10 protein-coding genes are annotated in these 14,762 nt (G+C 60.0%); 3 read left to right on the top strand and 7 right to left on the bottom strand.

What is annotated here, in order from left to right:
- Positions 1-37: 37 nt before the first annotated feature.
- On the top strand, positions 38-2,194 hold the full coding sequence (locus tag AC1DRE_RS22700; protein WP_476986749.1) for an amylo-alpha-1,6-glucosidase: 2,157 nt from the start codon (positions 38-40) through the stop codon (positions 2,192-2,194).
- A gap of 801 nt (positions 2,195-2,995) precedes the next feature.
- Here the strand turns inward: AC1DRE_RS22700 and AC1DRE_RS22695 are convergent.
- A complete protein-coding gene (locus tag AC1DRE_RS22695; RefSeq protein ID WP_476986748.1) occupies positions 2,996-3,373 on the bottom strand; it encodes a hypothetical protein in 378 nt (125 codons plus the stop codon).
- A 160-nt stretch (positions 3,374-3,533) separates the two neighbouring features.
- On the opposite strand from AC1DRE_RS22695, the gene AC1DRE_RS22690 reads away from it, so the two are divergent.
- A complete protein-coding gene (locus AC1DRE_RS22690) occupies positions 3,534-4,988 on the top strand; it encodes an FCD domain-containing protein (protein ID WP_476986747.1) in 1,455 nt (484 codons plus the stop codon).
- 783 nt (positions 4,989-5,771) lie between these two features.
- Here AC1DRE_RS22690 and AC1DRE_RS22685 read toward each other — a convergent pair.
- Positions 5,772-6,278, bottom strand: a complete 507-nt coding sequence (locus AC1DRE_RS22685) for a cupin domain-containing protein (protein ID WP_476986746.1) — start codon at positions 6,276-6,278, stop codon at positions 5,772-5,774.
- A gap of 141 nt (positions 6,279-6,419) precedes the next feature.
- Positions 6,420-7,523, bottom strand: coding sequence for an ABC transporter substrate-binding protein (locus AC1DRE_RS22680; protein ID WP_476986745.1), 1,104 nt, complete (start codon positions 7,521-7,523; stop codon positions 6,420-6,422).
- 372 nt (positions 7,524-7,895) lie between these two features.
- Here AC1DRE_RS22680 and AC1DRE_RS22675 point away from each other — a divergent pair, with 372 nt between their 5' ends.
- On the top strand, positions 7,896-8,774 hold the full coding sequence (locus tag AC1DRE_RS22675) for a LysR family transcriptional regulator (protein ID WP_476986744.1): 879 nt from the start codon (positions 7,896-7,898) through the stop codon (positions 8,772-8,774).
- A 969-nt stretch (positions 8,775-9,743) separates the two neighbouring features.
- Here AC1DRE_RS22675 and AC1DRE_RS22670 read toward each other — a convergent pair.
- From AC1DRE_RS22670 to AC1DRE_RS22655, 4 genes are all read right to left on the bottom strand, one after another.
- Entirely contained in the window at positions 9,744-10,700 is a 957-nt protein-coding gene (locus AC1DRE_RS22670) for an ABC transporter substrate-binding protein (protein ID WP_476986743.1), read from the bottom strand.
- 441 nt (positions 10,701-11,141) lie between these two features.
- Entirely contained in the window at positions 11,142-12,083 is a 942-nt protein-coding gene (locus AC1DRE_RS22665) for an aspartate/glutamate racemase family protein (RefSeq protein ID WP_476986742.1), read from the bottom strand.
- Between the two features lie 97 nt (positions 12,084-12,180).
- On the bottom strand, positions 12,181-13,326 hold the full coding sequence (locus tag AC1DRE_RS22660) for an acyl-CoA dehydrogenase family protein (protein WP_476986741.1): 1,146 nt from the start codon (positions 13,324-13,326) through the stop codon (positions 12,181-12,183).
- 318 nt (positions 13,327-13,644) lie between these two features.
- Entirely contained in the window at positions 13,645-14,154 is a 510-nt protein-coding gene (locus AC1DRE_RS22655; protein ID WP_476986740.1) for a nuclear transport factor 2 family protein, read from the bottom strand.
- Positions 14,155-14,762: the final 608 nt, after the last annotated feature.

The raw sequence follows: 14,762 nt of genomic DNA, 5'->3' as shown, positions 1-14,762 counted from the left end.
GGTTTAACCGGGAAGTAAACCCTTCGGAGGAGTCGGTATGGCTGGATGGAATGCTGACACTGCTGCGGGCCCGCTGGGGGCGGGATCGGTCACCCTGGTGGAGGGTTCCTCCTTCTGCATCTCCGCGTCCAACGGCGATATCCATCCGGAATACCCACACGGGGTTTTCTATGAGGACACCCGCATCCTTTCTGGATGGAAGTTGACCGTGGACGGTGAGCCCTTAGACCCGCTTGCCGCCAAGACGAGGGAACCGTATCGCGGCATCTTTGCCGGCCAGGCCCGCCGTGCAGATGGGCACGCGGATAGTTCGCTCATCGTTGAACGCCTTCGCGAGGTAGGAGACGGAATCCTGGAACAGATTACGCTCCGAAACTACTCGCGGACTCCTGCAGAATGCCTTGTCTCCCTGACCGCGGAAGCAGATTTTGCCGACCTATTCGAGGTGAAGGAAGCGCGCGTCCAGCGGCACTGGGACGAATCACGTCATGCGGACGGCTCAACGCTAACCATCCAGGGTGTCTGGCACGACATTTGCAAGGGCGTAGTCATATCAGCCAACGGCGCCGACGCCACACCTGAAGGCCTTGTATACCACGTTGTTGTTCCACCACACGGACAATGGAGCGCCACGGTAAGCGTGTCCCCCGCCGGAAAGGAAGCCGATCCGGGGGCAGCCTTCGTCCACACCAATGAGCGCCCATTATCTCCCCGGGACCTGCGCAGGCAGGAGTGGGTATCCAAAATTCCCGTGGTGTACTTAGGCAACAAATCCGTAGAGCGGACGCTTCGCCGGAGCTACGACGATCTTGGTGCGCTCCGCATTGAGGATCCGCACCAGCCGGAGCGCATCGTCGTCGCCGCCGGCGCGCCGTGGTTTATGGCATTGTTCGGCCGAGACTCGCTATGGGCGTCACTTATGGCATTGCCGGTGGATCCCTCCCTGGCTTTCGGAACCATCCAGACGCTGGCAGACCGTCAGGGGAGCGTCGTGGATGAGACGAGCGAGGAGGAGCCGGGCAAGATCCTGCACGAGGTTAGGCTCGATGTCTCCAGCAGTCTGGCGTTGGGCGGCAAGTCCGCCTACTACGGCAGCGTGGATGCGACACCTTTATTCGTTGCATTGTTCGGGGAAGTCAGCCGCTGGGGATTCGCCACAGATGCGATCTCCGCCCTCATACCTCACGTTGATCGGGCGCTGGACTGGATCCGGGACTACGGTGACAAAGACGGCGATGGCTTCGTGGAGTACCAGCGGCTCAATGACCGGGGGCTGATCAACCAAGGCTGGAAAGACTCCTGGGACGGCATCAACTTTGCAGACGGCACCCTGGCTGAACCCCCGATTGCGCTCTGCGAAGTGCAGGCCTACGTCTACGGCGCCTATTTGGCTCGCTCCTGGATAGCTTACGACGCCGGTGACCTGGGCCTTGCCACCAAGTACCGGGACCTCGCGGCGCAGCTGAAGAAGCAGTTTAACGAGCAGTTCTGGTTGCCCGAACTCGGCTACTACGCCATCGCCCTGGACGGCAAGAAGCGGCCTGTCGACGCGTGCGCATCCAACATGGGCCAATGCCTTCTATTTGGCATCATCGATGATGACAAGGCGCCGCTGGTGGTAGAACGGCTCATGTCCCCAGAGATGTTCAGCGGCTGGGGCATACGGACCCTGGCCAGCACCATGGGAGCCTACAACCCCGCCAGCTACCACAACGGATCCGTGTGGCCCCATGACAACGCGATCATCGCGGCCGGGCTCCGTCGCTACGGCTTTGTGGAGCAGGTGCAGCGGATCTCCACAGCCTTGTTTGAGGCGGCCGAGTACTCGGAGGGGAGGTTGCCGGAGTTATTTTGCGGCTTCAGCCGCGAGCACTTCGACGAACCAATACCGTACCCGACCGCGTGCTCCCCCCAGGCCTGGGCTGCCACCACCCCCATCATGCTGATCAAGACCCTCATGGGCTACTACGCCGACGTTGCCCGTGGTTCCCTCTGGATGGATCCAGCACTCCCGGAATCCTTCGGCGACCTGCACATCACAAACGCCCCCATGGCAAACAGCCTGATCACCATCGACATCTCAGGTACCAACGGAACCATCAAGGGGCTGCCCGAAGGCATGGAGCTCCACCACGGAACCCGACCGCGCGTGACCGACATGGTAGAAAGGGCTGAAATGCACGGAAAGGAGTAGCCTCCGAGCATCTACCAGCGCTGCACCATCTGGTAACGCTGTCGGGGCTTCCCCGTAAATTCCGATCCTTGAGTCAGGCCGGCGCGCGTTTCCCGCCATTCACCCTCTGTTAGCCCGGTCCCAGCCGTGCCGCCGGCGCTTCGGACCTCCAGGCTGCAGGCGGTCTATGACTTGTGGGATTTGTGTCTTGCCCCTTGGCCACGCTCCGACGCTAGTCAAGAACACATCCCCGTACTGTGTCCAGACGTGCTGAGCAGGCGACTTCTTTCTAAAAGAGAACTGCGGTTCCCGCGGGTGGGTGTCGGCCCCGGCGGCCTATGTTGCCCTTAGTTCCGGGGACCAGCACGAAACATTTCGTTTGGCCGCGACGCTCCCCCGCTGCTGACCACTGCAGCCGCTTCAACTCCAAATGAATGGTCTGCGAACACCTTCGGCTCTGGAAAGAGGCGCACTCTGCCGTTTCGGTCCATGCCCCCGGCCTTCGACCGCGCCGCTGGACACAAGTACCGTCTTCAGCTATCTTCCTGCGTCAGTGCGTGTGATCCTGATGCTCCAGCAATTCGTGCCTGTAGTGAAGCAGGAACTCATGCTTGTAGTGAAGGCCAATCCAAGGTGATGCCGAGTACTCGTCAATGCCAAAATCCTGAACCGGAGCCGGAGCATCGTCAGTGTAGATGCTGTGGCCCGGTCCGTGAGACCGGACTGACGCCTGAGTGGGGCCCTTGTGAGCCACTCGGGGTGAAGGCATGATTTCTCCTCGTGTTATAGGTGTTTGGAGTGCTGGCTCGAAGCTGCGGCGCTTCACAGTTCGCCTCCGCGGAAAGCTAGGGTTTCCGCGCGTATATGGAGATCGGTGCGGGCTGCGTAGTCGAAGTGGCGAGCTTCCGCAGGAAATCCGCCGTTCGGCCCGAGCCCTTCGCGGGCGAGGTCGTGGAGCAATTGGTGGTAGGCCGAAAGGGCGAGAGGCGGCACTTGGTGGAGGGACGCAAGAGTCGCATGGGGGCGGTCCACACAGAACAGGGCGAGGATGGCTTTATCCTCCTGCGCATCGTCCAGTGTCCGGTAGGCGCCGATCGGGCAATCTGCGTTAAGTGCTTCTGCGTAAAGGTGGAGGCGGTCGAGCGGCGCGGAGCTCCCGGCGCGTTGCCAGACGCCGACGACATCAGTGCTCTCAATCATGACCATCGACTCCTTTGTGATGATCGGAATCTTGAAGAACCTGACCGGCTCCTCCTGTTAGTCTTAACGTTAGACCTTTAATGTCAAATGTCAATGAAAATTCAAGGTAGAATGTTAATGTTTAGACATTAGCCGCGGCAAAGATCCAGGAGCGTATTCCATGGCCAGCTGGAGAGAGCAACTCGCCTTCGCGCCGTTGGAGACTCTCGAGCGCGGCGAAGAAATCGGGCGCCGCCTCGGTCATGCGATTGAGCTGGGAGTACTCGAAGATGGTGCCCAGCTCCCCAGCGAAAGTGAATTGGCAGCAAGGATGCGCGTCTCCACGCTGACGCTGCGTGCCGCCCTCGCCGAACTTCGTCATCGGGGACTTCTGGAAACACGACGCGGCAAGGGTGGTGGAAGCTTCGTGCGGGCTAGCACCGGAGACATCACCAAGGCCCAGCGGGACATCCTGGCCGCTTACTCGCTTGAGGACCTGCGTGACATCCGAGAATACCGGGCATTCCTGGCAGGCTCATCCGCGTTGACCGTGGCAGGCCGATCGCAACAGGTCACTATCGGGCGGCTGGCTTCTATGGCGATGATGATCGAGACCGCGCAGACGCCCGTTGAAATGACCCGAGCGGACAGTCGATTCCACATAGAGCTCGCGGCCACATCGGGATCGGTCCTGTTCGCCCGTCAGGAGATGGAAATGCAGGCTGCGGTAGGGGCATTGGTGTGGACCAGCGCCCCTGACCGCCGGCGTGAGGCCGCTATCGAGCACACGATGATCGTGGACGCCGTACGAGCCGGGGACACGATTCGAGCACGAGCCTTAGCCGAAGACCATGTGCGCCGGGACATGAACCGCCTCATCGATCTGCGGATGTCAATGGAATCTCCGGCACCAGGATCGACGCCTAGGATCGAAGGCATCGATAGCGCAATTTCGGCCGTCGAATCGTTTGCTGTGAGCCTCGAAGAGACCGCAGCGACGTCGATCCGGACCGTCGAAGAAGCCGTCCAAAACGACCTTGACCGCTCAAAGAACGGCAGGCTGGATGAGTTAGTGAACGTCTACGCCGTGTGCCAAGACCTGCTGGCGAAGGCTGTGCCGCCTCTGGTCGGGACGGGATTCGTCGCCGATCCATCCTTCTTCGGCGAACCGGGCCTCATCTGGTGCACGACCCCGGCGGGCCCGGGATCGGCGCGGCGGGTGGAAGCGGATCTGGAGTTCTATGGTTACTCGACAGCTCCGTGGTGGCCCGGGCACGACGCAGATGACGAGGTCCACGCCACCTACGCCTACGTGGATGCCCTTGGCGCCAACGAGCACCTTGTCTCCTTTACCAAGCGAGTCACCAGGGACGGCAGGATGACTGGCGTTGCTGCCGTTGGCGTCCTCGTTAGCAGCCTCCAGACTGGATTCGAGCCATTCCTCCGGTCCCTACCGCCAAACACGTGCATCGTTGATCAGAACCAGGTCATTCTCGCTACCAACGCGGGCAGCCTCGTCGGTGAAACCCTTTCCCCGTCCCATCGGACTGAACGACGAATCGCTCTACCATCGCTCCCGTGGAAACTCTGCCTAGGTGTAAGCCCCGGAGAGATTGTCCAAGACGGGGCTCGGTGAACCGCAGCCGGTCCCTTCGTGCTTGTTCGCAACCCGCGCCGTGACAACGCCGGCGAAGTGGGACCCCACAGTCACCACAGTTGTCAAACACCAGTCGGACTGCGCGGACCTTGCTTTCCACTTGTCGGGATCCGGGCTTGGTGGCCGAAGGCCTCCTACACGGGTGGCTTGTGAAAAACAGAAATCCTGGCGGCAGTGCGATATTTCGCTGCAAAGGATCAACCCTGACCTCCGGGCCAGCTCCTAGCCAGGGACGAACTTAGCCCGCGAGTGTATCGCTTGGTTCAGCTGCGGGTGGCTTAGCCTCGATCCACCGGCCGCGGTTTGATTGGACGGCAGTCAATTCCTTGCCGCCGGGCATATTGCGGCCGAGCCGACGGATCGCGGCAATCAGCTGAATGACCTTGTTCCGCCAGCCCAGCGCACATCATCGACGACCGTAGCGGTTCGTGGGGAGTTTGAATCTGCACCGGGTATTGGGCGCGACCACCGATGTCATGGCGTCCAGGGGCTTGCTCTAGGGCCGTCGTCGTCGCACGTGGGTGGATGCTACGCCACTACGTAACGTGCACGGGCGGAGCGCTGTCTCGTTCAGGCCATTCCCACAGGCGTCTTTTCACAGCGCGTCATGAGTTAATTGCGCCGCCGTTCCCTGGTCGGAGAGCCCCTGCAACGCCCGGCGCACCAGGACCGAGCCGATCAGCGGCGCCGGCACTGAGGGCCCCCCGACCCGAAGGGAAAGATCCTCCATCATCGCAGGAGCCTATGAGCGCACTTCCTACGTCACTCGTTGAATCCGACTATGACCGCGATCCAGACGCAATCCTCGTCGTAAGGGTTCTTCCAGGCGTGCGGCACACCCGTCATGACGAGTAGGTCGCCCGGAACGAGAGTCTGTACCTTTCCACCGGGCAGTTCGACATCAACTTTCCCGGATATCACAATGTCGTAGTCTGTTGTCCTTGTGGCGTGCATGGCGGGGTCGCTCTCGTCAACGTCACGCCACTGGCTGGCGGTAGCTGCGTCTAACTTGCCAGCAGACCGGGCGGGGAAGCACATCACGCCGAATGTCGACCCGTTTGGGCCGGCGAGCTGGAACTTCGTGGGCGGTGAACCGGGGTTCTCGAGGGAGTGACCGTTCTCGACGCCCCAGTACCAGGCCCCTTGGGCGATTCCTGGTGCATCAAGCAACGCTTCAGGCTTGGCGTCGACGAAGAAGGCAGGCTCGCCTTTGTCATCCGTCCCAGCGACGACGAGCCGCCAGTCGTAAGGGTGTGGGAATGCATTCATTGGTTCTCCTATGGGTCTTGGCCGGTTTGGGGTGTCAGTCGGTTTGGTGTTGGCGTAGGTGGCCTCGCGGGGAGATCGAGCACTTTGAAGGCCCTCGTGTCCCGCATCGATCAGTTCCGGGAGCGCAGGCCAAGAGAGCTCCTATTTCTTGACCTTCTCTGCGAAGCTGTTGTCGACGGCGTCAGCGGCGGGGACATTCAGTGCTCCTTGCGCGGTCACTTCGGCCACTTTGCGCAAGGCATCCCAGGATGCGTCGGACGTGACATAGCTGTCCGGGAACAGGCGTTGCAGGCCAGAGATCGTCTCGTTATAGACCTTGTCGTCCATCGTGGCTCCCACAAGTTTCTTCAGCGTTGCTGACTCCTCGGGAGACAGCCCCTTGAGCATGGACTGCTGCGTTTCATGGAAGGCGTCGAGGAAGGACTGAATCAGCTCGGGGTGATTCTTGATTGTGTCCTCGGTGGCCAGGATGCTCTGGAATGGAATGGCCTTGAGGGGCTCGCTGCCCTTCATCTCGGCTAGATTCCAAACCACGCCGACACCCTGGCCTTTCGCTCCAGTCGCAGATCCCCCAAGGACGCTGGCGATTCCGTCTACTCTCTTGTGGGACAGGGCTGCGACCTGGGACGCGACGTCTGCCATGGGTGAAAGAGTGATGTTGTCCCGTTCAGGATTCAGCCCGTACTGCGCCAGCAGATAACGGTATGCGGCCACGTTCGCTGACCCGGGAGAGCTGGTGGCCAGGGTCAGTCCCTTGAGCGCGGCAAGAAGATCCCCGATGGACGAGTCTTCCGAAAGCCCCTGGTCCCGCAGCTTCTTGTCAACCTCAGGTGTGAACGCAATGTTGAGTGGAATGGGAACCTGAGTCGTAGCAACAACCGTTAGAGGTCGCCCAGCCTGGCGGGCACTCGGCACGACTGTTCCGATGGTGACCGCCACATCGGCGTCTCCGTTGACGACTGTGTTAGCCAGGTCTGAGGCGGAGTTCTGCGGCGGGTTGAGGGTGACGTCGAGTCCGTGCTTCTTGAAGAATCCACCCTCCATCCCCCAAACCAGGTCCATCGTGGCGGGAATCGCCCCCGCGTTGGCTACACGTACCTTCGTCAGTTCTTTCCCGCCCGTCGATGTCGACGACGACGCCTCGTCGCCTGATCCGCATGCGGACAGAGTCACTGATAGCACCGAAGCCGTCAACAGTACGAACGCTCGCCGCACCGCACGGGGCTTCATGGGTCGTTTGATCATGGTTTTTCTCCTTGATAGGTACCTGCTGCCCGAAGTCGAACCACAGGGGATGAACGCGAACCCGGCTTCTTTGTGAGGAACAAGGTGTCGTCACATGGGTAACTAGATATTGCGGTCCAACGCTGCTTCGCGGCCTCTGCGACTTACGAGAATTTTGGCTCCGCGTTCCGGCAAGTTAACGAACTTGGAAGGGGTAGTCGTCATTGACTGCATCCATAGGGTTAGGTAGGGCGCTTCTTTACAGAGCAACTTATAAGCCGCGATTGTGTCTCGGATCACTAGTAAATACGCCTGGGAGCGTAACTTCCAATACCGTTTGGGCTCCCTCGGTATACCCTAGAGTTATGGCTCGTTCTGCTTCTCGGGGGTGGCATGGAAATACGGCAGCTGATCTATTTTTCGTCTACATTTCGTCACGGCTCGGTAACGCGGGCAGCGACAGAGTTAATGATTTCCCAGCCGGCTCTGACCAGGCAGATTCGTCAGTTCGAACGCGAAATCGGAACACCGCTCTTCGAACGGATTCCTACCGGCGTGACTCCCACCGCTGCCGGGGTCGCGCTCTACAGGCACGCACTGGCAATTCTTGATCTTGCTGACAGCGCAGCTCAAGTAGCCGTTCTTGCCGCGCCACCGGTGGAAACGGTGGAGGTGGGGTTGTCTCCAGGGATTCCGGGCACTTGGGTGGATAGGCTCCTGTCAGCGGTATCAGCACAGGTGAGTCTCGCTAGAATCAATTTCACTGACGCGGACAGCGCCACACAGCTTCAGATGGTCAGGGAAGGCCGGCTCGACATCGCACTGGTTCAACAGCCGCCGCCGGACGGGTTGGCAAGCTATAGCCTGGGCGAGGAAGATTTCGGGGTTGCAGTCAGACCAGGGGAACCTATACCTACAGCTGATATATGGACGATGAAACAACTCGATGGCCTTCGGGTTCTCGTGCATGCAAAAAATCAACTGCCTACAGGTCACTACCCGATAGTAAGCGCCGCCCACCAAGTCGGTGCCATCCCGCACTGGCAATTTGCCACCTACACAGTTCACGCATTGGCGTGCGCCAATGCGGCAGGAGCGGACGTTGCCATCATGACGCGATCCGCGGCCGAGCGGCTCTTGCCTCAGTGGGCTTGGGCCCGGCTGGTGGAGCCCTCGGTGGTAGTCAAGACCTGGACTGCACGCCAGCCGGTTACCAGAGCTGTTGTCGCCAAAGTGGACAATGCGATCAGAACCGCCTTTCCATACTCGTAGCGAGGCGGCACACAAGACTCTGCAGGGTCCGGCAAGCTGCCTGTGAGAAGCTCCAATAGACGGTTACGCTTTTTCAACTCCCGCATTTCAGCCGGCTTCGATGCCACCCGCGCCGCCTGGTCTCCTTACGTCGGCGATGAAAATCCGGAGCTCCAACGTCGTGACCGAACGCCGAAATGTGGTTCGGTTGGGCGAGGCACCGCTGGCGCAGGTTGTGGACATAAGTTGTGGCGTGGTGCACGAGCACAAGCTGGCTAGGTGTACACAGCCAGTAGGTTGGTTGCATTTGCTGATGGGCGGTTTGGGTCTGAGGCTGCCGCTTTGAGGTGAAGGGTTGACAGTAGGCCCAGCCTTCTCGCAGGGTGCGGTTGAAGCGTTCTGTTTTGCCGTTTTGCAGGGGTGGCGGGGCATTTCTTGTCACGGAGGACTTCGGCTAGGCGAAGCGGGTGCAGACGTCCACGCCGACGTGGACGTAGTCAAAGCCCATCCTCTGATGTGATTTGTGGTGGTTTGCCGGGCCCTGGAAAAGTCGGCCCGCCAGCCGCGGCCCTCCGGGATCCTGCGGAGTTTCTTGACGTCGATGTGGATCATGCCGCCCGGGCGTCGCGTTCGTAGTGGCGCTCCGTGGCTCAGGAGGCCCGGATCCGGAAGACCGTCCGGGCGCTGGTGCCGCAGCTCACCGCCAGATCCAGCGGCCCTATGCGTTTGGTCAGGACCTCGGCAACCACCTCCGCCGGAGTGGCGTGCGGACATGACTTTGGCTTTGGAGCTGCCGCCTTGCAGAGCGTACCAGCCGTGGGCCCGGTACCGGGTGATCCAGCGGTGGGCGCACGCCACTCGCCGAACGTGGCCGAGCTACAGCGGGGCTCGGCCACGGTTTTGGATGCGGTCAGCTCACGCCGACCTGGGTGCACGATTCGACGGCGGTCAGGGTCCACCAGTTGCGGGTGCGCAGGCCAAGCAACGTGCCTATTTCTTGACCTTCGCGGCGAAGCTGTTGTCAACGGCATCAGCGGCGGGGATATTCAGTGATCCCTGTGTGTTCACTTCGGCCACCTTACGGAAGGCATCCCACGATGCGTCGGAAGTCACATAGCTGTCCGGGAACAGTCGTTGGAGGCCAGAGATCGTTTCGTTGTAGACCTTCTCATCCATCGTTGCTCCCAGAAGTTTCTTCAGCGATGCTGACTCCTCTCCAGACAGCCCCTTGAGCATTGCCTGCTGCGTTTCATGGAAGGCGTCGAGGAAGGACTGAATCAACTCGGGGTGATTCTTGATGGTGTCCTCGGTGGTCACGATAGTCTGGTAGGGAATGGCCTTCAGGGGCTCGCTGCCCTTCATCTCGGCCAGGTTCCAGACCACGCCGACACCCTGAGCTTTCGCTCCGGTCGCCGCTCCCCCAAGGCCGCTGGCGATTCCGTCTACTTTGTTGTGGGATAGCGCTGCGATCTGGGACGCGACGTCTGCTATGGGCGAAAGGGTGATGTTGTCTCGTTCCGGATTCAGCCCGTACTGCGCTAGCAGGTACCGGTACGAGGCGGTGAGCCCTGACCCGGATGCGTTCGTGGCCAGGGTCAGTCCCTTGAGCGCAGCAAGAAGATCCCCGAGGGACGAGTTTCCCGAAAGCCCCTGGTCCCGCAACTTCTTGTCAACTTCAGGCGTAAACGCAATTTGCAGGGGCGTGGGAACCTGCGTCGAAGCAACAATCTTCAGCGCTCGCCCGGCCTTGCGAGCAGCCGGTACGACCGTTCCACTGGTGATCGACACATCGGCGTCTCCGGTGACGAGCGTGTTAATCGATTCTGCGGCGGAGAGCTGCGGTGGATTGAGGGTGACGTCGAGTCCGTGCTTCTTGAAGAATCCACCCTCCTGCCCCCAGACCAGGTCCAGGGAGGATGGAATCATCCCGGAGTTGGCTACGCGCACCTTCGTCAGTCCTTTCGCGGACGTCGACACGTCGTCTCCGGATCCGCACGCGGACAGAGTTAGTGCCAGCACGGACGCCGTCAACAGTGCGAGCGCTCGTACCGCACGGGTCGTCAGGGGGCGTTTGATCATGCTTTTCTCCTTGGTAGGTAAATGAGCCCCTGAGTCGAACTACAGGGGATGAACGCAGAAACACCCTGGCGTGATGAGCTGGACCCGGTCCCAGCAGTTCCTCGACTTCCTTTGCAAGTCGAGGTTCAATCCGACCGGTGGATCGAGGCTTAGACAGTCCCAATCTTTTCTGCCGCACGAAGGCATCAGTTACCGCGCGCCCGACGGTTGATCACCTCTGGGATCGGCGTTCCTGCAACGCAGGGTCGCGTGATTCGACCACAGCGGCGTCACCTACTTAGATCAGCACGGCGGGGGTGGGTTCCGCCGTCAGGCAGTCACGGTCGCGCCTGAACGGGTGGGGTCGTAGGCGGAAGAAAGCGCCTGGCCTGGCCTGCGGACTTGTGACATCCCGATTCCGCGTACGGACAGATCCTGGAGAACCTCCTCCGGCGTACTTCGATAAGGACTGACGACAGCCTCCGACTTGGCAAGTCCCACGGTGCGCCGGAGATCAACCAACGACTCGGCAAGTTTGATCATGGCTGGCAATGGCGTTACAACCGGCACTCCGGTGTTTGCCACTTCTGTGTATCCGGCATAGGACAGCGCCGTTCCGTAGGGCATGCAACCACAGATGACAACGTCAGCCCCGTCGCGCACGCACTCTAGGGCATACTTTTCGAATACTTCGATCAGCCGATCCGGACGGCCCTTGTACGCCTCGACCAAGAGTGGGCCTATGGCCGGCGCGAAGGGGCGGACTGGCCTGTTCTTGATGGCCCGATCCTCCCAGCCGAGAACTCGGAGGTTCTGCTCTACGACATTGTGGCCATACACAGGACCCTGCTGGTAGATGTCCTCGGTTGCCAAAGTTACGACGGCGAACCTTGCGCCTAGGAGTTGCGCCATCACCATAGCTGACTCGGCCGGGCCGACAACAGGCATTTTGACCGCCTGTCTTGCTTCTTGCAGAAAGAACTCGCCGTAGCAGACTCCTGGGAACGCAGCGTCGAAACCGTCTTCCTCGGCTTGCTTGACCCGTTCTAGGATTTCCACGCTGAGAAGCGCCCGGTTGTAACGCATGTACGGCGGGAAGTGCTTTCCGACCGCCTCGGTCGGGAAATTCATGACAATCTTTGTCGTGGGCCTCGCGACGCTTTGCGCAAACTCAAGCATTTTGTTGAGGATGAGTTGTTTGTCCTCGCCTACGCTGCCGCCGCCGGTCTGCTCAAAGGAAGAGTCATATTGCCAGAGGATCTTGGTTTCCATATTTTTCTCCATGTTTTAGGTCTCCAGTAGCGGATTTGAAGGGCCAGATTTGGGTGACGCCGGGGCAGCCGAGCCCACTCCAGCGGGCTCCTGCGACTTACGGCGATCCTGGCTCAGCACCCGGCATGTTCAAGATGCTAGCCACGGTGGAGTAGTGCATGTCGGTGGTACAGTCGCCGATCAGGAGCCCGGCTGCGTCACGCAGATAGATCTCGATGCCTTCGGAGCGCTGGTAGCCACGGCCGCCGTGCAGAGTCATACACGTTGTCGCGACGTCTACGGCCATTTCGGTTAGGAAGGGCTTCAGAAGATGATCCAGGACGGCGTCACCTTGGCCGGCGTCAACGAGTTGTGTTGCGTCATAGAGCATCGATCGTCCTGCTTCGATGTTCTGTCTCATGCGAACGAGCTTGTGCTGAAGAGCCTGCATCGACGCAAGGGGCTCGTTGCGGACCGTGCGCTCACGCAAGAAGGCGTCTGTCTTTTCCCACACTCCTTCAGCAATTCCTAGTGCCATTGCTGAGATAGGGTGCGTCGATATTTTGCTTGCGCCGGTGACGTCGACAAGTTGGCGGTCTTTCACGAGAACGCTCATGTCGCGGACGTACTCCGCTGGGACGCGGACGTCGTTTAGTTCGACGCGGGCCCAGGGCGCGCCAATGCCCATCTTCGGCATCGGGCTTACCTGAAGACCGGGGCTATCGGCGGGAACCCAGAACAGATGCATATTGCCGTCGACCAGTCCCGAGATGCCCAACACGTCGGCGAAGGTTCCCTGTCCCGCGAATTTGCGTACGCCGTTGAGCACAAACTCATCGTCTTCGCGACGGCCGATGTCGGGATGCTCGGTGTAGTTCGCATACCCAACCGGATCGGTGGATGCGAAGGACACGGTTGTCTCGCCGGCCAGTGCACGCCGGGCCCAGCGGTCTGCTACTGCGGGCGTTTTGACCATATTCGCGGGGATATTCATCTGGATCATGGCGCTCATGGCGACTGCAGGACTTTCGCGTGAGAGTTCCTCCATGACGATGGCAAACGCCATGACGCCCATCTCGTCGCCGCCGAGCGACTTCGGTGCAAAAGTGCGCAAGATGCCGGCCTCACCCATGAGCCGGTTCATCTCTTTGAGGAACGCAGGGTTCTCGTAAGCTTCCAGTCTCCGCGGCCCGACGGTTTCGCGGGCAAAGGCCCTGACCTTGCCGCGCAGTTCTATCTGCTCAGGTGTCAAAATTCTGGACAAGAGGTTCCCTTTTCGACTCGGTGATGTGCATGATCGCATTTGCCTTGCCTGTACGCGTGTAGCATCAGGCGTTCGGCGATCGACTTGGGGCGAGGAGAATTCTCGCATTTGCCGCCGCCATTATCAGGAACAGAGCCATGTGGCACTGTCAAGCAGGGTCGGAATCGTATTCAAAGGCGGCAGAACATTAGCGTCCGCTTGAAGTCGGTATTGTGCGGGCGAGGCCGGCCGCCTCGTTGCGGCTTCGCGTGTGGTCGGGCTGCAAACGACTGAGCCAGGAACGTCGAGGTTCAACAGAAGCCATCATCAGGCTCGCGCTTACCGACATTCGACCCGTCGGCGCTCAAGCCTAAGCGTTTTGATGTACCACTGACCATCCTCGAGACGAACGTATGTCTCATGGTAGGAACCGAAATTGTGCATGTACTGCACAGGTCCGCCTTCCGGGAGCCAGTGGTGACTCTCGAACCGAAAAACTGCTGTGGCCGTCGTGTCGGAGGTTAGGGCGATATCGGGATTAAGCAGGTGATGAACCATTTGGTGGTCAATCGGAACCTTGATGTGCTGGGCACGAATGGCCTCGCGGCCGATGATCGGCCACTTGGAATTAGAAGATGCCTTTGACTCTAGGTACTCGACCATGGCGCTAGAGGCGGGTTCGTTGGTGAACGGTTGGCGCGGGGTGGGAAAGTCGCTTTCGTCGAACACTGCGTCGGGCGCGAAGACGGAGGCGAAGTCGTCCCAGTTGTGGTAGTCGGCGGTGAGCGCGTACTTGTTCTTGACCCGCTTGATTTGCTCAACAGCGGAGAGCTGATCAATGGTGCTCATGGATAGCTGGATCGACGTCGTCATTGTTACCTTTCAGTCGCCATGCCTCGTTGCAGGCGGTATCCCCAGGAAGACGATGCCTCCCTATCTGTGAGCCTCTTTCTATCACCGGGCCATGACGCGGTCAAGGGAATATGGAATCGAGTCCACCAGAGATTGACTTCGTATTCATTTCTGAGCGCAAGGCCATGGAGGCCGCGGCTTCCGTCTGCAGGAGGTTTGCTGGCGCCCCGAGGCAGCCTTAACTGGGGGCGAATCCTCCGGCCGGGAGGCGGGCTGCGGCACGGCTGACTGCATTCGTCATTGGCCAGGAAAGAACCTGTGGCGCGGTTCAATCCTGCACCAAACCAGATGGCAGCGGCTTGTGGATTCGTGTCCAATCCGGTTATGGTATCGTATCCAAACAATTGGATTGCGTGAGTTGTTGGCTGGCAGGTTTGTTGCCGATACCGCGCATATTGAGCCTTAAGTAGAGGTGGGAATCTTGTCAGCGAAGACGGAGAATGCGTTGAGCGTGCCATCGGAAGCGGTTGATGCCCGGGTTGACAAGTGGTCGACGCCGGTCCTGAACGATGAGAATCGTTTGAAGCTTGCGACGTTCGCCACGA

Source organism: Arthrobacter sp. P4_H3, from assembly GCF_056400885.1.
The sequence above is the reverse complement of the archived record's forward strand: the minus strand, read 5'-3'. Positions and strand labels throughout refer to the sequence as shown.

What these genes read in the sequence shown, in the direction of transcription:
- AC1DRE_RS22700 (WP_476986749.1), top strand. Translation starts at nt 38, where the DNA reads ATGGCTGGATGGAATGCTGACACTGCTGCGGGCCCGCTGGGGGCGGGA.
- AC1DRE_RS22695 (WP_476986748.1), bottom strand. Translation starts at nt 3,373, where the DNA reads ATGATTGAGAGCACTGATGTCGTCGGCGTCTGGCAACGCGCCGGGAGC.
- AC1DRE_RS22690 (WP_476986747.1), top strand. Translation starts at nt 3,534, where the DNA reads ATGGCCAGCTGGAGAGAGCAACTCGCCTTCGCGCCGTTGGAGACTCTC.
- AC1DRE_RS22685 (WP_476986746.1), bottom strand. Translation starts at nt 6,278, where the DNA reads ATGAATGCATTCCCACACCCTTACGACTGGCGGCTCGTCGTCGCTGGG.
- AC1DRE_RS22680 (WP_476986745.1), bottom strand. Translation starts at nt 7,523, where the DNA reads ATGATCAAACGACCCATGAAGCCCCGTGCGGTGCGGCGAGCGTTCGTA.
- AC1DRE_RS22675 (WP_476986744.1), top strand. Translation starts at nt 7,896, where the DNA reads ATGGAAATACGGCAGCTGATCTATTTTTCGTCTACATTTCGTCACGGC.
- AC1DRE_RS22665 (WP_476986742.1), bottom strand. Translation starts at nt 12,083, where the DNA reads ATGGAAACCAAGATCCTCTGGCAATATGACTCTTCCTTTGAGCAGACC.
- AC1DRE_RS22655 (WP_476986740.1), bottom strand. Translation starts at nt 14,154, where the DNA reads ATGAGCACCATTGATCAGCTCTCCGCTGTTGAGCAAATCAAGCGGGTC.